The following is a 22,295-nucleotide window of genomic DNA, read 5'->3' as shown; positions in this document are numbered from 1 at the left end:
CTGATAGCGGAACAGAGAGGTGTTGGTTGTTTGTTGCGCGCACAAGTATTTGTAAAAGGTTGTAATCAGTGGGTAACTTAAAGCAAAAAAAAAGGAGCGCTTTTCAGTGCTCCTTTAAAATTTAGTTTTGTTTTTCCAACAGTTGTAGTTCGAAAACCAAATTGGTGTTTGGTGGGATCATTCCCATACCGCGCTCTCCATATCCTAAATGTGCAGGAATAAAGATGACCGCAGTGTCTCCGAAACTCATTTGCTCCAGTCCTTCGATAAATCCAGGGATTAAACCTTGTTTGTTTCCAAATTTAAAAGGGATTGGAATATACTGATTGGCTGCAGCTCTTCTAGGGTTGAAAATATCAAATTCTTTTGAAAGGTCTTCATGGCTACTATCAAATAATCTTCCATCCTCGAAAAATCCTGCATAATGAATAAATACGTCTTGTCCGTGAACGGGTTTGGTTCCGTTTCCTTTTTTGGTGATTACATAACTTAGACCAGAATCGGTTTTAGTTGCTTTACTTTGAAGATCTGCAAAAAGAGCTTGGTATTTAGCTTGTGCTTTTTCAAGGTTTGCTTTTTTGTCTTGTTGAGCTTTGGCTTCTTCTTCAAAATATTTTTTAAACTCTTTGGCAGCGTTAAATTTTTTAGCCTCTTTACCTTCGCGAACAATGGTGATTTTTTCAATTTTGTCACCTTGTTGGATAGCGTTGACTACTTCAATGCCTTTGATGGTGTGTCCAAATACACTGTGAACTCCATCTAGATGTGGCGTTGCTCTATGAGTGATAAAGAATTGACTTCCATTAGTTGTTGGTCCACTGTTGGCCATAGAAAGAACTCCTGCTTTATCATGAGTAAGTCCTTCGACAAACTCATCCTTGAATACGTAACCTGGACCACCTTGACCGTCTCCGTTTGGATCACCGCCTTGTATCATAAAGTCATTGACTACTCTGTGGAAAGTAAGTCCGTCATAATAAGGTTTGCCTTTGTATTTTTTGTCTACATAGGGGTTGGTTCCCTCTGCTAGGGATACAAAATTTGCAACGGTCATCGGTGCCTTTTCGTATTCTAGTTGTATAACAATATGCCCTTTACTAGTTTGGATATCGGCGTATAAGCCGTCTCCGTATTGCTCTTTTGGAGAGCTACAGGCTGACATTACAGCAATTAAGCTAAGAAATAAACTGGTCATTTTTTTCATTTTATAGTTTTTATTGTTCTTTTTGTATATTGATCAGGTGAACATTATATACAAGGGGTTGATTAATTCCTATTTTATCTTGATCTCCACTATAACCATAGGCTAAATGCGATGGAAATATAAAAGTCACTTGCTCATTTTTTTTCATCAATTTAAGCCCTTGACGCAATCCGATCAAAAGATCCTCTTGGTCTACTAGGTAGCTTTTGATACCGATATTCGCTTTGGAATACAGTATGTTGCCCTCTAAATCGCTAATCTCGTATTCATATTCTACCAGATTTCCTTTCTGTGGACGGATGGAGTCTCTGACGTTTTGATGCTCGTAAATATAATAAAATCCTTGATTTGAAGAAATATATTGTTTCAGGCTATCCTTAGCCATAAATTCTTTTAAAAGTTGTTCTTCTGCTTTGTTTTGCTCTTTATTGCGTTCTGCAGAACTCATGGCTGGATTTCCAGTGCTCTTGGCGACGGGTTTTCGTGCTTCTGTTTCTTTGCAACTCGTTAAAAGACAAATGCTAATAAAAAAACTCAATAGGAAAGCGGTCTTTTTCATAAACTATGATTTAGTAGAAGCTATAATAGATTTGAATCTTTCTAGGGTTTCTGGTAGTGATAAGGTAGACTTACCTCCTGCAGCATTAATATGTCCGCCGCCTTCAAAATGGGTTCTTGCAAATTCATTGACATCCACATCGCCGAGTGATCGGAATGAAATTTTGATAATTCCCTCTTCTTTGTTTTCGGTGAAAAATGCGGTAAAATCAATCCCATCTATAGAAAGTCCATAATTGACAAAACCTTCGGTATCTCCTTTTTTATGGTGAAATTGGTTGAGTTCGTCTTCCGTCAAATAGAGGTAAGAGGTTCTGAATTCGGGTAGAATAACCATATTCTGTAAGGCTCTTCCTAACAACTGTAAACGATTGTAGCTGCTGTTGTTGAATAAAGCATTGTGGATTTCTGGATTATTGACTCCTTTTTCAATTAAGGATGCTACGACTTGATGCGTTTGAGAGGTGGTTTTCGGAAAGCGAAAAGAACCTGAATCGGTTACGATTCCAGTGTAGATACAATTTGCAGCGTCTTTATTTATTAGAGCATCTAAATCGAGCTCTTGTAGTAAAATGTATAATAATTCGCAAGTAGAGCCGTAAGTGGTATCTGAAAAAGTGAATTTGGCATAGTCAGCCGGCATTTGATGATGATCTATCATCACAAAAGTAGTGTCCAAGCTTTCTAAAACCGAGGTCATAGCATCACCAGTTCTTGATAGTACATTAAAATCTAATGTAAAAACGATGTCCGACTGCTGAAGTTTTTCTGTGGCTTTTTTCTTGTTTTCTTCAAATACGAGTACTTGATCTGCAGCGGGCATCCAGGCTAAGAAATCTGGGAAAGCATTTGGCGCAATTACTTGCACCTCGTGTTGCATTTGTTTTAATACATGGTATAAACCTAATGTAGAACCCATAGCGTCACCGTCTGGATTGCGGTGTGGGATTATACTTATTCTTTTTGGAGTACTGATTAATGTTTTTACTCCCTCTATATCACTTTTATTCATCATACTGCGAAAATACATTTTTTTATCATTTAAAAGATAAACTGTATCGCTTTTTAAGATTGAATTTATATAAATAAAAGCTTTTTACTCCGCAAGATTCTTTAATTGATCAAATCTTTTAATGACAATTTTTTTTCCAGTTAACTCAATATAACCATCTTTTTTAAATTCAGACAATAGTCGAATGCAGCTTTCAGTGGCTGTACCAACCATATTGGCAAGATCTTCTCTGGAGAGTTGAATGTTTAAAGAACCGGTGATGGAATCGATACCTGCTATTTCATGAAGACCTAGTAGCACGATAGCCAAACGTTCTTTAACGGTTTTATGCGTATGATTGACTAAAACCTGATCGGCATCTTTGAGGTGATTACAGATGTCTTTGGTGATGAGCAATGAAAATTTATTGTTCTCAGAGAAATATTTCATAACATCGGTCTTCGGAATAAAACAAACCTTCATGTCCTCTAAGGCGACAGCACTTAAATTAGACGCCTCCTCATTGATCATCGAACGTTGACCTAACAATTCACCCTTAGTGACTAATTTTAAAATCGTGTCTTTTCCGTTAGAATTTAGTTTGGTCAATTTGCAAACACCTTCTTTTACACAATAAACCCCATTTAAATTATCACCTTCGTTAAAAAGAATTTCACCTTTCTTAACTTCAACAGAACTTTTTGAATCAGAGATTGTTAGAAGTTCTTCTCTTGTTAAAGCTTTTAAGGAACTAAATTCTCGTACAATACATTGTTCACACTTCCCCATAATACGTAGTTTATTATTTTGCTCAATACAAATATAATAAATATTTATGATAAATGTCATATATTATCAAAGCGAATAACAGGAAATTTGTAAAAGGTAAATTTGAGCAAAAATGGGGAGTTTAATGTGTTATCACTGTGGCAATGAGGTGACTAAGTTTAATCGTGTGGTATACGATGAAAAGGAATTTTGTTGCAAAGGATGTCAAACTGTATATGAGATATTTAGTGAAAATGATCTCAGTAGTTACTATGATTTTGCGTCATCTCCTGGAGCAAGTCCAGATGCAATTTCAACACAATATGATTTTTTAGATAATCCGGAAATTTGTAGTAAACTATTAGACTTTGAAGAGGAGAAAACTTCAGTAGTCACGCTTTATATTCCTCATATTCACTGCAGTTCGTGTATTTGGATTTTGGAAAATCTCCAAAAACTAAATGGGGGTATCTATCGTTCTGTTGTTAATTTTCCAATTAAAAAGGTAACGATCACTTTCGATTCCTCTGTGATTTCTCTAAAAGAGATTGCATTACTATTAGGGAGAATCGGATACAATCCTTATATAAGTTTAGAAAATTACGATGTTAAAAAACAGGCGATTGATCGAAGTCTAATATATAAAATCGGAATTGCCTTTTTTAGTTTTGGAAATGTGATGATGTTGTCGTTTCCTGAATATTTTAACATTGATGATTATTGGATTAACGAGTATCGTGATTTTTTCCGTTGGTTAATACTTTTATTATCATTACCCGTGTTTTTTTATTCAGCTTCTGGGTATTATATCGCCGCTTGGAAGGGTATCCGTTCAAAGATGTATACCATCGATATACCGATGGCTCTAGGAATAATCGTGATGTTTATTCGTAGTGTTGTTGATATTGTTATAGGACATGGGCAGGGTTTTTTTGACAGTATGTGTGCTTTGGTCTTTTTTATGTTGTTGGGTAAGATATTTCAACAACGTACTTATAACTTTTTGTCCTTTGAAAGGGACTATAAATCCTATTTCCCTATAGCGGTAACCAAGCTCAATCCAGATAAGTCAGAATCCGCTGTGCAGATTTATGATGTGGAACCCGGAGATCGCTTGTTGATTAGAAACCAGGAGTTGCTTCCAGTTGATGGAATTTTAATTTCAGAGAGCGCTTTTATTGACTATAGTTTTGTAACCGGCGAAGCGGTACCGGTGGAGAAAAAATCGGGTGATAAGTTGTTTGCTGGGGGTAAACAAGTGGGAGAATTGATTGAGATTGAAACGATCAATTCGGTATCTCAAAGTTATCTTACTCAGTTATGGAGCAACGATGTTTTTCAGAAAAAAGTTGATATCAAATACAGGACAATAACGGATCAAATTAGTCATTATTTTACACCGGCATTAATTGCTTTGTCTATCATTGCCTTTGTTTATTGGGTTTTTATTGATGTTAATGCTGCGTTTAATGTATTTACTGCGATCTTAATAGTTGCTTGTCCTTGTGCGCTAGCGTTAACAGCTCCTTTTACTTTGGGAAATGTAATTCGCATTATGGGGCGTAAGAAATTTTATCTAAAAAATGTAACTGTAGTCGAGCAATTGGCTAAAGTGGACACCTTGGTTTTTGATAAAACGGGTACATTGACTACGCAGATCGAATCTCAAATTCGTTATGAAGGAGAGGAATTGAGCGAACAAGAAAAAAGTGCTATTAAAAATATTATCAGGGGATCAAATCACCCATTAAGTAGAAGATTGTACAGTTTCTTGCCACAAGGTGTGGTTGTGAAAGTTGCAAATTTCGAAGAGATTTCCGGTGCAGGCTTGGAAGGAGTGGTTGATGGAATTTACTACAAAATAGGGTCGGCTAATTTCTTGTCTGTTCAGGAGACTGATGATAGTGTTCAAACCTTAGTATATGTTCAAGTGGCAGGCGTTAATAAAGGACGATTTGTTTTTGAAAATCAATATCGTGCTGGAGTAGAGGATTTGTTTTCAAATCTGGTTAAAATGGGGTATCAACTGCATGTGTTGTCTGGAGATAATGAAGGAGAAGCATCGTTTTTAAAAGCGGTATTGCCCACTTCAACAAGTTTGGTCTTTAATCAGAAACCCGAAGAAAAATTGGAATATATAAAAAGACTGCAACAAAACGGATCCAATGTAATGATGGTTGGTGATGGATTGAATGATGCGGGTGCTTTGGCTCAGAGTAATGTAGGTGTTTCGATTGCTGAAAATGTCAATGTTTTTACGCCGGCAAGTGATGCTATACTCGATGCATCTCAGTTTGGAAAAATCGATTATTACCTGACCTATTCAAAAAATGCTATTAAAACAATTAAAATGAGTTATGTTTTGGCGCTTACTTACAATGTGATTGGATTATCATTTGCAGTCAGTAATCATTTATCGCCTCTTATAGCGGCTATTTTAATGCCAATTAGTACAGCATCAATGATCAGTTTTGTGACGATTATGAGCAATTATTATTCTCACAAAAAATCTTAAAAAAAAATTAATAAAAACTAATCAAATTGACGGGAAACGTGATAAATATCATGTTTTATTAATAAAGGATAAGTTAATTTTGATGTAAATTATAGAGGTATGAGTGTTATTTATATTTTAATCTGTATCAGCATTTTTGTTGCTGCGGTCTTCTTGTACTTGTTTATTAAATCCGTTCGGAGTGGTCAATTTGATGACGATTACACCCCCTCTGTTCGCATGCTCTTTGACGATGAACTTAAATCTAAAAAGGAAGAGCCTAGTCTTAAAAAAAATAATGAAAATCAAATATAAACAACTATGGAAGTGCAACAATTTTATTACGATAACAAAATTGTAAAGAAGTTTCTTTATGCTTCAATCTTATTTGGAGCGATAGGAATGTTGGTAGGATTGCTCTTGGCTGTATTGTTTTTGTTCCCAAATTTAACCGACGGTATACCTTGGTTGAGTTATGGTAGACTGAGACCATTACATACCAATGCAGTAATTTTTGCGTTTGTGGGTAATGCTATATTCGCTGGGATCTATTATTCTTTGCAGCGATTACTTAAGGCTAGAATGTTTAGTGATGTGCTAAGCAAAATCCACTTTTGGGGATGGCAAATCATCATCATTTCAGCGGTTATTACTCTACCGTTGGGCTTTACTTCATCTAAAGAGTATGCTGAGCTAGAATGGCCTATTGATATTATGATTGCTCTGATTTGGGTAATCTTTGGAGTCAATATGATCATGACTATTATGCGTAGAAGAGAGCGCCATTTGTATGTGGCAATTTGGTTCTATATAGCAACTTTCGTTACAGTGGCTGTATTGCATATATTCAACAGTTTAGAATTACCAGTTCACGCATTAAAATCGTATTCGGTTTATGCGGGGGTGCAAGATGCCTTAGTTCAGTGGTGGTACGGACATAATGCTGTGGCATTTTTCTTGACTACACCATTCTTGGGATTGATGTACTACTATTTACCCAAAGCAGCCAATAGACCAATCTATTCATATAGACTTTCGATTATTCACTTTTGGTCTTTAATTTTCTTATATATATGGGCAGGTCCCCATCACTTATTATATTCTGCTTTGCCAGAATGGGCGCAAAATTTAGGAGTTGTATTCTCTGTAATGTTGATTGCTCCATCTTGGGGAGGTATGATTAATGGTTTGCTTACACTTCGTGGAGCATGGGATAAAGTGCGAGTAGATCCTGTTTTGAAATTTTTTGTTGTTGCAATTACCGGTTATGGTATGGCTACGTTTGAAGGGCCTATGTTGTCGCTTAAAAACGTAAATGCCATTGCTCACTTTACGGATTGGATCGTTGCACACGTTCACGTTGGAGCTTTGGCTTGGAACGGGTTCATGACTTTCGGTATGGTGTATTGGTTAATACCAAGAATGACTAAAACGGAATTGTATTCTAAAACTTTAGCTAACTTCCATTTCTGGATCGGTACGTTGGGAATCATACTTTACACCATTCCTTTATATGTAGCTGGTTTTAATCAACACTTAATGTGGAAAGATTTTAATCCTGATGGAACCCTTAAATATGGTAACTTCTTAGAAACCGTTACAGCTATCTTACCGATGTATTGGATGAGAGCTATTGGTGGATCACTATACATTATCGGTATGTTGGTGTTGGTTTATAACGTATATAAAACAGTACGCAAAGGGGAGACCATCGTTGATGAATATGCTGAAGCTCCAGCTTTAGCTAAAATATCACCAAAGAGAATTGGTGCAGAAGGTTTCCATAGTTGGTTAGAGAGAAAGCCAATACAATTAACCATTTTGGCTACTGTTGTAATCTTGATTGGAGGTATCATACAGATCGTTCCGACCATAGTAGTTAAGTCAAATATACCTACGATTTCAAGTGTTAAACCGTATTCTCCTTTGGAGTTACAAGGTAGGGATTTATATATTCGAGAAGGATGTGTGGGATGTCACTCACAAATGATTCGTCCTTTCCGTTCTGAAGTAGAACGTTATGGAGAGTACTCTAAATCGGGTGAATATGTTTATGACCATCCATTCTTATGGGGATCTAAGAGAACAGGACCGGATTTAATGAGAATTGGAGGTAAATATTCAGACAACTGGCATTTTAATCACATGTATGATCCACAAAGTACTTCACCAAATTCAATCATGCCAGCCTATAAATGGATGTTTGATAATAAAGTGATGGACCATTCAGACATAGAAACGAAGATGCGCGTGATGGTTAAATTAGGTGTTCCATATACGGAAGAAGATATTGCTAATGCAAGAGCCAATATGAAAGCTCAAGCGGAACAAATCGAGAAAAACCTAGAAAATGACCCAGACTTCGTGAAAAGTTATGAGGAGAGTAAAAAGAATGCAGCAACGCGTGGTGAAGAGTTTGTTCCGATGAGTGAACGTGAAATCACAGCAATGATTGCTTATCTACAACGTCTAGGTACGGATATTAAGGTTAAAACAGCTGAAAAATAGTCGACTATGTTAAAGTTCATTAAACACAATATGGATACGATTTCAGGAATTGAGATTTATCCGATCATCGCTTTGATCATTTTCTTTGTCTTTTTCGCAGGACTTACTCTGTGGGTCTATACTTATAAGAAAGATAAAATCAAGGAGTTGAGTCAGCTTCCTTTTGAGGAAGAATTAGAAATGAATAATGTATCTAAAAAATAAGTAGACATGAAAAAATATTTTCCAGTATACGTCAGAGTTCCTGTCCTCTTTGCTTTGTTTTTCTTTGCTTTGGAGTACGCTATTGATTCAGGTGATCAACCTGCTTTTATGACGTATCCAGTGGTATTAGTGCTTTTGTTTTTATTTTTATTTGCTTTGATAGCGGTTGAAATTGTTGCGGCAGCTACCGATAAAGTAATGTCGAGATTAATGACAGAAGAGGAACGAGCAGAACAGGAGCGTTTAGAAGCTTTGCCTTTTACAGAATCGGCATTCTATAAAAAATTGATGAAAAAACTAACACGCACCAAAGGTATCGATGAAGAAGGCGCTTTGCTGTTAGATCATGATTATGATGGGATTAAGGAGCTTGACAATGAGTTACCGCCATGGTGGGTATATCTATTCTATGCAACTATTGTTTTTGCAGTAGTGTATATGGCTCGATTCCACATGTTTAATGGTGATAATCAGACGACAGAATTCGAGAAAGAAATGTTAGCTGCTCAAACTGCTGTAGAAGAATATAAGAAAACAGCTCCAGATATGTTGACGGCAGATCAGGTGGTGTTTTTAGATGACGCTGCTGATTTGGCTGAAGGTAAAAAACTTTTTGAAGTCAACTGTGTCGTTTGTCACCGTGCAGATGGTGGTGGTGGAATTGGACCGAACTTAACTGATGATCACTGGATTCTAGGTGGTGGTATTAAAAATGTGTTTAATACCGTTATGGAAGGGGGGCGAGATGGTAAAGGTATGGTTGCTTGGAAAACTAGTATCAAACCATCAGATATTGCTAAGATAGCGAGTTATGTTTTAACCCTTCACGGTACCAATCCTGCGGATGCTAAAGCTCCAGAGGGGGAAGTTTGGGTTGATAACACAGAAGCAGCGCCTGCTGCTACGGTTGCAAGTGAAGTAGCTAATGATTCGGTGCCTGCTACGGAACCGAATCCAGTAGAATAACTAAAATTATTATTATTCGATATAAGCTGAGGTTGTGATATCTGGGCTTATATCGATTTAAAACTTGAGATGCGATGTCGAAATTACCTGATGAAAGTTTTAGAGATACTATTGGTACAATAAATGAAGAAGGTAAAAGAGCTTGGGTCTTTCCGAAAAAACCTTCCGGGAAATTTTATAACAAGAGGAAGATCGTTAGTTATGTCTTGCTCGCGATGCTTCTCTCTTTTCCATTTATCAAAATTAATGGCAATCAGTTTGTTTTATTAAATGTAATCGATCGAAAGTTTAATATTTTCGGATTCACATTTTGGCCACAAGATTTTTATTTGGTAGTGATATCGATGATTGTAGGCGTGGTTTTTGTAACACTCTTTACAGTCGCATTTGGAAGAATATTTTGTGGATGGGTTTGTCCTCAGACCATTTTTATGGAAATGGTTTTTAGGCGAATTGACTACTGGATTGACGGTGATCGAGGAGCGCAAATCCGATTAAAAAAACAAAAATGGGACGCTGAGAAAATACGCAAAAGAACGTTTAAATGGTTTTTGTATTTTATCATTTCATTTTTAATAGCCAATGTTTTCCTTTCTTATATTATTGGAAGTGATGCGGTTTTGGCTATGATTAAAGAAGGTCCTGCAGATCATATAAGCACCATAGTCGCCTTGTTGATTTTTACTGGGGTATTCTATTTTATTTTTGCTTGGTTTAGAGAACAGGTCTGTATTATTGCTTGCCCTTATGGAAGACTGCAAGGTGTTCTATTGGATAATAAATCGATTATTGTAGCCTACGATCACGTTCGAGGAGAGCGGGAACAAGGTCGGGCAAAGTTTAAAAAGGATCAAAATAGATCCGAAGAAGGAATAGGTGACTGTATTGATTGTAAACAATGTGTAAACGTGTGTCCTACGGGTATTGATATTCGTAATGGAACCCAGTTGGAATGTGTGAATTGTACGGCTTGTATCGATGAATGTGATCATATAATGGAGAGTATTGATTTGCCGAAAGGACTGATTCGATATGCTTCTGAGGATGAAATTGTGAAAAATGAAAAATTCACTTTTACACCTAGAATGAAAGGATATACAGCAGTTTTGTTTATCTTGATCGGGATATTATGTGGATTGTTGTTTTTAAGAAATGATGTAGAAGCTACAGTGCTACGATTACCAGGACAAACGTTTGAACATAAAGGTGAAAATATCAGTAATGTTTATACCTTTAAAATAGTAAACAAAACGGTAAAAGATTTCGAACGGATTCATTTTAAAATAGCGGATCCTAAAGGAGGAAAGGTTATATTGGTTGGTAAACCGATGATTAAAATTGAAAAAGGAGAGTATGCACAGGGAACGCTGTTTATTGAAATCAATCCAGCATTTCTTAAAAGTTATAAAACAAATGTGAAAATTGAAGTGTACGACGGCGATGAATTGGTAGAAACAACCACTACGAATTTCTTAGGACCAAGAAACTTCAATTAAAATAAAGAATGGAATCGCACAATTAACGGCTTGTTGTAAGCAACCATATTACTATATAAGAATTGCGAAACCATTTTGATTAATTAATAAATAAGTACTTATGAAATTTAATTGGGGAACAGGAATCGTTATTGCTATAGTTTTATTTATGGCTTTTATTTTACAATATGTCATTAAAGTACAAACCAATTCTGCTTACGATAACGAATTAGTGACAGAGAATTACTATCAAGAAGAAATAAAAGTCGATGGCGTTTATGATCGTGAAGTAAATTCTAATAAAGTAAATCAGGCAGTCCAACTTATACAAGTTGCTGACGGATTACAAATCGTCTTTTCAGACGAATTTGATTATAAAGATATTACAGGAACTATATTCCTTTATAGACCGTCTAACCAGAAATTAGATTTTGAAATCCCAATTTCATTATCTTCTTCAAATTTGCTCATACCTAACAAAGATCTGGTAGACGGTCGCTGGAATATAACTGTTGATTGGGAACATAAAAACAAAGGATACCGTGTTACGGAATACCTAACTTTAAAATAGGTTATTTTGATTACAGCGCTGATTTTCGGACTCATAAGCAGTTTACATTGTATCGGTATGTGTGGTCCGATTGCTATAATGCTTCCTGTTTCAAGGAATAATCCAGCGCAGAAGGTGATTGAAATATGTACATATCACTTAGGTAGAATTACTACCTATGCTATTTTAGGCTTGATATTTGGTTTTTTCGGTAAAGGTCTTTTTTTAGCGGGATTGCAGCAGCAAGTATCGATCATCATAGGGGTATTGATGATTGTTTATGTGATGATACCCCAGCAAAGATTGGGGAAACTAAACTTTTTAATGCCGATTTACCGTTTGGTGTCGAAATTGAAACAAGCTTTGGGAAAACAATTTAAAAAAAAATCAAAGGGCTCCTTGTTTTTAATTGGGTTTTTTAATGGTTTTTTACCTTGTGGAATGGTATATGTAGCCTTGTTTGGGGCTCTTGCAACACAAGATATTGCGTTAGGCGCTTTGTATATGGTTTTGTTTGGTTTGGGTACTGTGCCGTTGATGAGTGCAATAGTCTATGCAAAAGATTTGTTTTCGGTTTCATTCCGATCAAAAATTTTAAAGTACTATCCTATAGTGATCGTATTTTTTGGTATTGTATTTATTATTCGTGGATTGGGATTGGATATACCTTTTCTTTCCCCGGATACATTAAATCTCTTTGTAAAAGCAAATGCGGATTGTTGATTGTACGTGTCAATAACTTTTTTTTGAGAGCCGAATTCAATATTTATTGAGTTCGGCTTTTTTAATTTTAATTGACTTGCTATGATTTGGCACCAATCAGGGGTATACTTTTATATATATGGTGTGATAATGATGGTTTTTTACCGTGATTTCTGTCTGAAAATATAGTAATATTGCTCTTATAGGTGATTGCAATGGAGAGGCTCTATATCGCGTAATAGGAGGTCTTTTCTCTTTTTGCTACTAAGTAGAGTTAGGCTATTTGCAGCGTTTGAATAATCGTGGCTGCGGTCCTAATGAAAATTATTCTAGTTTATTAATTAATAATCCTTTTTTATGAATGCCCATCATAGTGAATTTCCAATTCTTAGATTTGAAAAAGTAACGATTATCAATGTCGACATTATACAGTCTGTGGCACGTGCTATTTGGGAGGTAACTTATAGAGACATTATCTCTCAACAACAAATGGATTATATGTTAGACAAGATGTATTCCACAGATAAAATTTTGCAGGAGATTGAGAAAGGGTTCCATTGGGAAGTCGCCAGTATCGATCAGGATGTTGTGGGGTATCTTGATTATGTTATGGAGCCAGATCAGCGTGTTTTTTTATCTAAAATTTATTTGAGACCGGAAGTACAAAAAAAAGGTATTGGACAGAGTCTCCTAAACCGCGTCATTGAGTTTTCAAAACGCAATGGAGGACTTGCTGTTTATTTGACTGTCAATAAAGATAATGCTAAGGCGATCTCGTTCTACGAACGCAATGGATTTGTAACGGTGGATGCTGTTGTAGCTGAAATAGGGAACGGGTATGTAATGGACGACTATATCATGCAATTGGATTTATAAGTACCCTTAAAAAGCTAAATAAATATTGGCTTTTTTTTATGTCACAATCACTTACTTACTAATAAGTATTTTTTATATATTTGTCAAATGAGAGATACGAAGCAAGAAATAGTAGATTTAGCTGATCAGTTTATTAGAACCCGAGGTTTTAATGCTTTTAGTTACGCTGACATTTCTAAGCTGTTGCAAGTGAAAAATGCGGCCATTCATTATCACTTCCCAAGCAAATTTGATTTGGGTTTAACTGTTATTCAACAGACCATTATTTCTTTTCACGATTTGACAGTGAGTTGGAGTGAGTTGGAATATACAATGCAGTTAGAGGAATTTATTAAAATTTATGATCGGTCGAAAGCTAAAAATTGTGTGTGTTTGATGGGGGCATTGGCACCTTCTTATGATACTTTGTCGGTTGAAATGCAGCAAGCATTAACGGTTTTGGGGCAGACAATCATTTCGTGGTTGTCCGATCTTTTAGAAGAGGGACGGGAAAATGAGGTTTTCAATTTCAAAGGACCGTCTCGAGCACAAGCCTTTTTAATACAATCGGCTTTGTTGGCTTCTTTAATCTTGGAAAAAGTATTACAAGAGAATGTTTGTCAAACCATTAGAGAGGGTATACTCAAATAATAAAATAACAATTAATAAATAAATCGGAAGGATCATAATTAAAACAGCGTGTGTTAAAATTAATGAGCGTTAAGATTTGATGATGATATGACCATAACAAAAAAATATATTTAACAGATGAAAAGAGTTGTAGTAACTGGAATGGGAGTCGTTTCTCCACTTGGTAATGATGTGGAGACTTTCTGGAATAATGCGGTTTCGGGTGTTAACGGAGTCGGGAAAATAACGCGATTTGATGCTTCAAAATTTAAAACACATTTTGCTTGTGAAGTAAAAGATTTCAATCCTTCGGTTTATCTGGATCGAAATGAAATTAAAAAAACGGATTTATTCACTCAATATGCTTTATATGCCGCTGCTGAAGCAATAGCGGATTCAAATTTTGATTCTTCTGTGATTTCGCCTTATGATATAGGAGTAATTTGGGGAAGTGGACAAGGCGGTATGGAAACCTTAGAAGTCGAAATTAAAGATTATGTAGAAAATAAATATCAGCCGCGATTTAATCCATTTTTAATACCAAAATTTATTGCTAACATGGCTCCGGGCATGATTGCGATTAAATATGGATATAGAGGAATGAGTTTTACCACGGTGTCTGCCTGTGCTTCTACCAACACAGCTATTATGGATGCAGTGAATTATATAAGATTGGGGAAGGCTAAGATAATGATTACGGGTGGGTCTGAAGCACCGATTACCGAGGCTTCCATAGGTGGTTTTACATCGATGAAAGCGATGTCTAATCTTAATGATGATCCAGAAAGTGCCTGTAAACCTTATGATAGCAACAGAAATGGTTTTGTTATTGCCGAAGGTGGAGGAGCATTGATTCTAGAGGAATACGAACACGCTAAGAAACGAGGAGCAAAAATATATTGTGAAGTTGTCGGTTCGTCTATGACCACTGATGCATATCACATGACCTCGCCTCTTGAAAATGGTGAAGCAGCTGCTTATGCTATGAACCTGGCGTTGGAAGAGGCGGGTATTACAGCAGCGGATATTGATTATTTAAATCCACATGCTACGTCAACACCTGTAGGGGATTTATGCGAAATGGAAGCGATTAGAACAGTTTTTGGTGATCAGCCTAAATCGATGGTAATCAGTGCGACCAAATCCATGACAGGACATTTACTTGGTGGCGCTGGAGCGGTCGAATCTATCTTATGTATAAAAGCTATTGAAAATGGAATTATACCGCCGACAATCAATATTGAGAATTTAGATGAAAAAATACCCGCAGGTATTACAATTATTAGAGATCAAGCCGTTAAAAAAGAAGTGAATTATGCGATGAATAACTCCTTTGGTTTTGGAGGGCATAATGCCATAACGATTTTTAAAAAGTTATAAAAAATTAAAAAGGCAATCCAATACGGTTTGCCTTTTTAATTTTATTGAGGTAGATCTATTTTGTTTGTATTAAAATTTCGCCAAACCAAATACAGCAAGGCCACTACAATAATAGCCGAAGAGACATAAATAATATCGGGTATATTGCTGATAATATCATTGTAATACCATCCGGCGAATAGAGCACCCCCTCCAATAGCTGCTTCTAAGGCAATATACATGGTAGCCATGGCTTTTCCTCTTTCGTTTGGTCTGCTGAAATCAATGGTCCAGGCATTAAGCGCTGGTGATAAAACTCCCAGCGAGATACCGTAAATAAATGCTCCAATAATGATTCCTTGAACCGTTTCGAAATAGGCGATAAATAGTAAGGCAATAAACAACAACAACAACAATCCTGCAAAAATAACTTTTACTCTACCGTATTGATCGGAGACTTTTCCCGCTACAAAACGTATCAATAATGACGAAACGGTAAATACCATAAAGAAAGTTCCTTTATTAGTCAAACCCAAATGATCGCTCCAATCAGGAATCAACGTTAAGATGGTTCCATAAGAGATGTACGACAAGAAGGTTATTAGAGCTGCGGGGAAAACTTGTTTGTCAAATACATCCGCCCAAGATATTTTCAGGAACGACCATCTAAATCGTTCTTTAGTTTCCAAAGTTTCCTTCATATTCATCAATATCAATATAGAAAGTAAAGCAAGTAGAGAGGAGGCGTAAAATAAAACATTCATCGAACTGTACAGTTTGATTGTACTTCCTAGTGCAGGACCTATGGCCATACCGGTACTAAAACAGATGCCGTGCATACCCAAAGCTTCTCCCCAACGTTCTTTAGGAACGATGTCGGCGACATATGCAGCAGTAGCTGTAGGTTTGAAACCGGTTGAGAATCCGTGTATCAGTCGTAGAAATAAAAAACCAGATACTGAGGTCAACACGGGATATAAAAAACCGCAGATAAAACAAACGATAGAACCAATTGCCATTATGGGAACTCGCCCCACTTTGTCTGTGAGTTTGCCACTAAATGGACGAGAGATTCCTGCTGTCAATGTAAACAGCGCAATAATAAGGCCTTTGTATTCCGCGCCACCAAGACCTGTTAGATAACTAGGTAATTCGGGGATTAACATATTGAAACTGGCAGAAAAAAGCAAAGAACTCAAACATACAAGCGCAAATTGTAAGTTGTAAATAGGGTGTGTAGCAGTTGTTTCGTGTGCAGGAGTGGAATTCATTTTGAACCAATTTTTAAAGCGGCAAAATTAAACCATTACATATCCATACACAACTAAATTCATTGTATACTAAGGTCATGAATAAAAACCATACTTAGGAATTACCTTTTGAGATACAAGCGGTTTGTGGTCAAAAATAATATAAATAAAAATGAGCAAATGGTGATTTTGATGTTCTAGGAAGCTTGAGGTTTACTTTAAAAAAATACCTCTTCCAGATATGAAAGAGGTAAAAGTGTAAAACATGAAAAAACACAATATAACTTATTTATAAGAACACAAAAAAATAATTTGCATATATTGAAATTAATTATAATACTAACTATATAAAAATAGTAAATAAATTGATAATAACAAAATTATTTCTACAAAAAATTATTGTTTTTTTAAAATCCTATGCACTTGTATGGAGCACTGTGGTGGTGTACGGAAAAAAAGGTGCACTGCCTATTGATTTTTTTAAATCAATATCAAGAATGGATTTAATAATTGAAGGCTTTTATAGTTTTTTAAAACAGGATTCCTTGTTATTTAAGAATATTGTATATTTGGATGTAATTGTGTCTTTCTTGTAAAGCGGGGCCATGTTTTTATTGATGATTTATGGAAGGATTTATTTTTTTGATGGTTATAGTTATTTTAGCTGTCATCGTTTTATTTATAGTGGGATTAGTAAAAATTTTTTCAACCCATTCTAAATTGGATTCACTTTTTGTTCGTTTGGGATCGGTCGAACAGGAAATCCATAAACTGTCAGTGATGCTGAAGGAAAATTCGATACAACCGTTGGATAGTAAAGCAGAACTGGTAGTTGAGGAAGTTGTTTCTGAAAGGCAAACAGTACAACCTATAAATGAACTCAAAGAAGTCATAGCGAACTTAGATCCGATAATAGTTCCAGCTCCTATTGTTTCCAATATTGAAATTGGCGAAGAAACGATTGTGACAGCAGATCAAGATCTTGACATAGTGGCTCCTGTTGTAGCAGTAAAAAGTCCTATGCCTGAACAACCACAAGCACAAGATAACAGACTCAAGTATCCTAGGAAAAAATCTGCTTTAGAGTTGTTTTTTTCTGATAATATATTGACGAAAATAGGGATCATAACTTTTGTATTGGGAATTGGGTTTTTTGTCAAATACGCTATCGACCAAGAATGGATTAATGAAGTGGGACGTGTTGGGATTGGTATTTTGACTGGGGCAATGATGATTGGAATAGCGCATCGTTTGCGAAAATCTTTGAACGTATTCTCTTCTTTACTCGTTGGTGGTGGAATTTCCGTGTTCTATATTACAATTACCTTAGCTTTTCGCGAATATGAACTGTTTAGTCAAACAGTCGCTTTTATATTATTAATAATAATCACTGGTTTTTCAGTCGCATTATCTCTGTTGTATAACAGAAAAGAGCTCGCCGTATTTTCTTTATTAGGAGGATTTATGGCGCCTTTAATGGTAAGTACCGGTATAGGAAATTATGTGGTGCTGTTTTCGTATTTATTAATTTTAAATTCGGGTATGCTCTATTTGTCCTTTAAGAAAAACTGGATTATAATTGGATACATCGCTTTTGTTTTGACGGCTATTTTTAAAATGACTTGGGTCGCGAACGGATTTGTAGACCAATATTTAGGAGCTTCTATTTTTGCAGGATTATTTTTCTTGCAGTTTTATATCGTTGTTTTGGCGAATACGGCTAAAGACAAAAAAGTGACTCCTCATATCATATTGATAATTCTAAATAACATGGTGTTTTTAGGGGTGTTTTTATATTTGTTTAACGATTATCAAGGTGTAAATTTAAGGGGTTTGATCGTAATGATTTTTGCATTAGTTAATGCTGCGGTGTTATACATTTTTTGGAAAAAGCAAAAAATAAACTCATTGTATTTATATACGGTATTGGGGGTGGTAATTTCGCTAGTTACTTTGGCGGTTCCGATTCAACTGAACGGGCATTATATTACAATGTTCTGGGCTGTGGAGAGTGTGGTTTTGTTAGTGTTATTTATAAAATCTAAATTGAAAATATTCTATAACGGGTTTCTTTTAGTTTCCTTTTCAGGATTGATTTCTTATATAATGGATATCAGTGCATGGAGTGTTGACTCCTATACAACATTCATTTTTAATCCATTATTCATTACTGGTTTAGTTGTGTTTACCTCCTTTTTTGCTACTCAGAAATTGTTGAGTCGCTACGATATAAAGTATTGGGGAGCTAATTTGTATCCTACCATAGTGCGGGTTATTGGCTATGTAGTACCCATGTTGGAAATCAATAAGGAATTGGAATTACTTGGAAACACAACTGCTATAGGGAGTTTAAATGTGATTGTGTTTCTAGTTTACAGTGCTACTTTTGCAGCTATAGTGTTTTTGTTGTCGAGTAAGAGCAAGCTGAACTATGTAGTTAATGGGCTGTTCTTATTTGTCGTTACTTTGTTTTTTTGGGGCAACCTAGGAAATTTTAGAATGGAGATTTTTGTTAAGGGTGTTTTAAATGTTAGGTACTTTTTAATCTCGTTTCTTGCTATACCGGCATTGATCGTCTTATTGAGACAGTTTTATAATCATCCAAATTATAGTAAATCTCCAAAAATAGTTCGTTGGATGTTGCCTCTTTCCTGTTTGATATTGATTTCGGTGTGGATTGATAATTGTGCAGTACTTTTAAATGGAATGAACGGACAAATGAGTTTTGAAGCCTACCGTTCCATATTAAAAAACACACATGTAATTGTTTATCCGGTGGTATGGGGAGGAATTGCTTTGCTATTGACCTTTATAGGGATCAAGAAGCATCAACTTTTTTTACGTCAAATAGCCTTGGCTTTATTGGGGCTTACCATAGTAAAATTTTATATTATTGACGTTTGGTCAATGAGTGAGGGCGGAAAAGTGTTATCCTTTGTTCTACTCGGACTGATAATTTTGGTAATAGCATTTTTGCTCAATAGAATTAAAGGATTGTTGGGAGGTAGTGAACCCAAGATAGATCAAGAGGAATCTTCGGATCAAGTTAACGAACAAGAATAATTGTTACGGCTATGCGTTTTTTTTATTTTTTATTATCATTAATGGGGTGTTCTTCTCTTTTTGCGCAAAATCTATATAAAGAGTCTTTAGCGGAGGTTGAGAAATCGGGATATTATCGTATTGCTTTGAGCCAGGAAATGATTGGTTTAGCGAGAGATCATGCATTTAATGGAATTCGTATTAAAGATCAACAAGGTAGGGAACTGGCCTATTTTATAGAAGATCAGACATCATTAAAAAACAAGGTCCAATATGATGATTTAAAAATTGTAAAAACAGCTACAGATTCAAAAAATAGTTTTGTTATTGTTGAAAATGATCAACAGATCCAGTCGTTGTATGTTCAGATCAAAAGTTTGGATGTTTTAGGTAAACAGGCTCAGATTCGAGGTAGTCATGATCGAAAACAATGGTATTTAGTACAAGCTAAATTGGATATATCAAAGTTGGACCAACACTTTAATGAAAATGATGAGGTTTTCGAATTGTCTTTTCCCAAAGGTAATTATCCGTACTATGAAATCATGTTATTCAACAGTCAAGAACAGCCTATTGAAATTTGGTCGGTTAAAACAAGAAAGAAACTACCAATAGTGGAGCCTGAATGGCAATTGTTGTCTTTAGGGCGACTGATACAAAAAGATAGTAGTGATAAAAAAAGTTACATCTCTTTTCCCGATCTTAAGAATCAATATGTGGTCGGTAAGATAAAAATGGAAGTAATTAGTCCTAAAAACTACTATAGGCGAAGTGACTGGAATGGCTTCGAGTTTGTGATGTCATCTAAAAATTCTTCAACTGTTTTTACTGATCTTTTTAAGGTTAAAAGTGGAGATATGTTAGTGGTTGATAATCAAAGCAATGAGCCGCTTCGCTTTGGAACTATTCATATTTATGGGATTCCTGTTTATCTCTGTGTTTACCTAGAAGAAAAGCAAGAAATATCCATTTACCTCGATGTGAGTTTGAATGAACCACCTAATTATGATATTGTTCATTTTAAGAATGATATCCCAAAAGAACTACCTGTTTTATATACTTCGAATTTTAAACAAGTCCTTTCTTTCAATAGCGAACCACCAGTAAGGGTTGAAAGGTGGTATGAGAGTAAACTTTTGATGTGGTCGGTTATTATAATCGTTGGGTTGTTCTTAGTGTGGATGTGCTTTCGAATCGCCAATGACTTGCAAAAAAAGCCCTAAAAGGATAGAATATGTTTGTTGCGAACGGTCAAAGCAGCCGTTCAGATTAATTCAAAAAATAAGTGTAGACTAAAAAAACAGCTTATTTAATTTATTTTCGTTTAAAAATTACGATATCTTGATACTCTCCAACAGTTGTATTATTCGGTGATTTCCAATTGCCATCGATTAATTCTATTATATGAAGGCCTGAACGATCGATCAGTTGTCTTAGTAGATTTTGATGAATCGCTATATTTCCCGATTTCACATTGGTATTCATAAGTCGGTATTGGTCTTTTAATACAGGAAAGGAAAAAGTTTGATTTTGGCTAATATGCATTTCGGTTTCGTCGGTATAGGTAAAGAACGTGGAAAGGCAGACTCCTTCATTGTTTAAAACGCGGTGAATTTCCTTTAAATAATTCTCAATTTCATCGATTTGCATATGTGTGAATACAGAAAAAGAAAAAATAATGTCAAATGAATGACTGGGGTATGGAAAGACAAAAGTATTTGCCTGTACTCCAGTATTATTATATAGGTCGTTGAATATAGGGGTGTATGTAAAGGTAAATGGAGCTGAGGAGCTTTTGATCTTTTTGTTGCACCAGTCTACCCCGCTTTTTACAACATCAAAACCATCATAACTTCCGCCATCTTTTAAATACGTTGTCAAAGCTATGGCTGTCCGGCCGATGCCGCTCCCGATATCCAATACGGAACTTTGTGGATTTAATGGAGTCAGTTCTTTTAATAGATCGAGTTGATAAAGGCCTTGTTTTAAAAAATTAACTGCATTCGCTGCCGATCCTGTGTAGATCGCTCCACGTGGAGGAACCATCGGATGTCTTTTTTTTGTCAGTAAATCATAGCTGTCTATGGGAAAGTAATACCACTTTCTAATTGCAAAACGTTGTTTAGAAGATAGTTTGTACCAGATTTTTCTTAAGATTTTACTTTTTTGCATAAATTATAGTGAGTGAACTTTACTATATAGAGTGATAGCTGGTCAAATATAGTTATTTGAATTTTCTTTTTCTTATAAAAGGTGTTGCTTCTGACTATTTCGTGATTCGTTAGTCGAAAATCGGGATTCGTCAGCTCGTGAATTTTTCACACCTCATATATGGATGGGTTTGCATAAGTACGAACCCATTCCTTGCGAACAGCGTAATCAGTGTGGTCGTGACTCGTTAGTCGAAAATCGGGATTCGTCGGTTATTGTGATTTTCTTACTTCTCATATATAGGTGACTTTTCGTAAACGTAAACCCTCTAGTCACTGATTACTGTTTACTGATCACTATAATAATCGGCTTTTCATAAACACTGCACTCCAATGCGTATAAACGAATGTGCGTATCCGCATATCTGCAAAAAAAAGATTCCTTGTAAAGTTACGTATACTAGTCTGTTAAGAAAAGAGCGTGAGAAATACCAAAAATAAAACAACAAAAGATTAGGAATGCTGGTAAAAAGGCCTACTTTTGCACTCGCATTACCGCAGAAGTTCTTTGATAAACTGATAGAGATTA

19 protein-coding genes are annotated in these 22,295 nt (G+C 35.7%); 13 read left to right on the top strand and 6 right to left on the bottom strand.

The window, feature by feature from the left end:
* Positions 1 to 121 precede the first annotated feature (121 nt).
* The 4 genes from L1275_RS11690 to L1275_RS11675 all read right to left on the bottom strand — a co-directional run bounded on the left by L1275_RS11690 (position 122) and on the right by L1275_RS11675 (position 3,542).
* Positions 122 to 1,204: a peptidylprolyl isomerase gene (locus tag L1275_RS11690; RefSeq protein WP_253473269.1), complete on the bottom strand. Its 1,083-nt coding sequence runs from the start codon at positions 1,202 to 1,204 to the stop codon at positions 122 to 124.
* Between the two features lie 10 nt (positions 1,205 to 1,214).
* Positions 1,215 to 1,763 carry a gliding motility-associated peptidyl-prolyl isomerase GldI gene (gene gldI / locus L1275_RS11685; protein WP_253473266.1) on the bottom strand — a complete coding sequence of 183 codons (549 nt, stop codon included), beginning with the start codon at positions 1,761 to 1,763 and terminating at the stop codon, positions 1,215 to 1,217.
* A 3-nt stretch (positions 1,764 to 1,766) separates the two neighbouring features.
* A complete protein-coding gene (locus tag L1275_RS11680; protein ID WP_253473263.1) occupies positions 1,767 to 2,777 on the bottom strand; it encodes a bifunctional oligoribonuclease/PAP phosphatase NrnA in 1,011 nt (336 codons plus the stop codon).
* A gap of 81 nt (positions 2,778 to 2,858) precedes the next feature.
* A complete protein-coding gene (locus tag L1275_RS11675; protein ID WP_253473260.1) occupies positions 2,859 to 3,542 on the bottom strand; it encodes a Crp/Fnr family transcriptional regulator in 684 nt (227 codons plus the stop codon).
* A 112-nt stretch (positions 3,543 to 3,654) separates the two neighbouring features.
* Here L1275_RS11675 and L1275_RS11670 point away from each other — a divergent pair, with 112 nt between their 5' ends.
* The 11 genes from L1275_RS11670 (at position 3,655) to fabF (ending at position 15,285) form a co-directional block, all read left to right on the top strand.
* The gene (locus tag L1275_RS11670; RefSeq protein WP_253473257.1) at positions 3,655 to 6,036 is read left to right on the top strand and encodes a heavy metal translocating P-type ATPase metal-binding domain-containing protein; all 2,382 of its coding nucleotides are present in this window, start codon (positions 3,655 to 3,657) and stop codon (positions 6,034 to 6,036) included.
* Between the two features lie 99 nt (positions 6,037 to 6,135).
* Positions 6,136 to 6,330: a cbb3-type cytochrome oxidase assembly protein CcoS gene (gene ccoS / locus L1275_RS11665; protein ID WP_253473253.1), complete on the top strand. Its 195-nt coding sequence runs from the start codon at positions 6,136 to 6,138 to the stop codon at positions 6,328 to 6,330.
* 6 nt (positions 6,331 to 6,336) lie between these two features.
* On the top strand, positions 6,337 to 8,523 hold the full coding sequence (ccoN, locus tag L1275_RS11660; protein ID WP_253473250.1) for a cytochrome-c oxidase, cbb3-type subunit I: 2,187 nt from the start codon (positions 6,337 to 6,339) through the stop codon (positions 8,521 to 8,523).
* A gap of 6 nt (positions 8,524 to 8,529) precedes the next feature.
* Positions 8,530 to 8,727, top strand: a complete 198-nt coding sequence (locus tag L1275_RS11655; protein ID WP_253473247.1) for a CcoQ/FixQ family Cbb3-type cytochrome c oxidase assembly chaperone — start codon at positions 8,530 to 8,532, stop codon at positions 8,725 to 8,727.
* A gap of 6 nt (positions 8,728 to 8,733) precedes the next feature.
* Positions 8,734 to 9,693 (top strand): cbb3-type cytochrome c oxidase N-terminal domain-containing protein, encoded by a 960-nt coding sequence (locus tag L1275_RS11650; protein WP_253473244.1) that lies wholly within the window; start codon positions 8,734 to 8,736, stop codon positions 9,691 to 9,693.
* Between the two features lie 74 nt (positions 9,694 to 9,767).
* Positions 9,768 to 11,189 carry a cytochrome c oxidase accessory protein CcoG gene (ccoG, locus tag L1275_RS11645; protein ID WP_253473241.1) on the top strand — a complete coding sequence of 474 codons (1,422 nt, stop codon included), beginning with the start codon at positions 9,768 to 9,770 and terminating at the stop codon, positions 11,187 to 11,189.
* A 100-nt stretch (positions 11,190 to 11,289) separates the two neighbouring features.
* On the top strand, positions 11,290 to 11,739 hold the full coding sequence (locus tag L1275_RS11640; protein WP_253473238.1) for a FixH family protein: 450 nt from the start codon (positions 11,290 to 11,292) through the stop codon (positions 11,737 to 11,739).
* Positions 11,740 to 11,745: 6 nt separating this feature from the next.
* The gene (locus L1275_RS11635; RefSeq protein WP_253473235.1) at positions 11,746 to 12,441 is read left to right on the top strand and encodes a sulfite exporter TauE/SafE family protein; all 696 of its coding nucleotides are present in this window, start codon (positions 11,746 to 11,748) and stop codon (positions 12,439 to 12,441) included.
* A 336-nt stretch (positions 12,442 to 12,777) separates the two neighbouring features.
* Positions 12,778 to 13,296: a GNAT family N-acetyltransferase gene (locus L1275_RS11630; protein ID WP_253473232.1), complete on the top strand. Its 519-nt coding sequence runs from the start codon at positions 12,778 to 12,780 to the stop codon at positions 13,294 to 13,296.
* An 87-nt stretch (positions 13,297 to 13,383) separates the two neighbouring features.
* Complete coding sequence (locus tag L1275_RS11625) at positions 13,384 to 13,926, top strand: TetR/AcrR family transcriptional regulator (RefSeq protein ID WP_253473229.1); 543 nt, start codon at positions 13,384 to 13,386, stop codon at positions 13,924 to 13,926.
* A gap of 117 nt (positions 13,927 to 14,043) precedes the next feature.
* Positions 14,044 to 15,285, top strand: coding sequence for a beta-ketoacyl-ACP synthase II (gene fabF / locus L1275_RS11620; protein WP_253473226.1), 1,242 nt, complete (start codon positions 14,044 to 14,046; stop codon positions 15,283 to 15,285).
* Between the two features lie 41 nt (positions 15,286 to 15,326).
* On the opposite strand, the gene L1275_RS11615 is transcribed toward fabF, so the two are convergent.
* Positions 15,327 to 16,535, bottom strand: a complete 1,209-nt coding sequence (locus L1275_RS11615; RefSeq protein WP_253473223.1) for an MFS transporter — start codon at positions 16,533 to 16,535, stop codon at positions 15,327 to 15,329.
* A gap of 603 nt (positions 16,536 to 17,138) precedes the next feature.
* On the opposite strand from L1275_RS11615, the gene L1275_RS11610 reads away from it, so the two are divergent.
* Together L1275_RS11610 and L1275_RS11605 are read left to right on the top strand one after the other, a co-directional pair.
* Positions 17,139 to 19,577 (top strand): DUF2339 domain-containing protein, encoded by a 2,439-nt coding sequence (locus L1275_RS11610; RefSeq protein ID WP_253473221.1) that lies wholly within the window; start codon positions 17,139 to 17,141, stop codon positions 19,575 to 19,577.
* Between the two features lie 11 nt (positions 19,578 to 19,588).
* The gene (locus tag L1275_RS11605; RefSeq protein WP_253473218.1) at positions 19,589 to 20,779 is read left to right on the top strand and encodes a hypothetical protein; all 1,191 of its coding nucleotides are present in this window, start codon (positions 19,589 to 19,591) and stop codon (positions 20,777 to 20,779) included.
* Positions 20,780 to 20,870: 91 nt separating this feature from the next.
* Here L1275_RS11605 and L1275_RS11600 read toward each other — a convergent pair whose 3' ends face one another.
* Complete coding sequence (locus tag L1275_RS11600) at positions 20,871 to 21,728, bottom strand: class I SAM-dependent methyltransferase (RefSeq protein WP_253473215.1); 858 nt, start codon at positions 21,726 to 21,728, stop codon at positions 20,871 to 20,873.
* Positions 21,729 to 22,295 lie beyond the last annotated feature (567 nt).

The sequence above is a fragment of the Flavobacterium sp. HSC-61S13 genome, from assembly GCF_024171535.1.
In the GTDB taxonomy this organism is placed as follows: Bacteria; Bacteroidota; Bacteroidia; order Flavobacteriales; family Flavobacteriaceae; genus Flavobacterium.
This window is presented reverse-complemented; position numbering and strand designations above follow the sequence as displayed.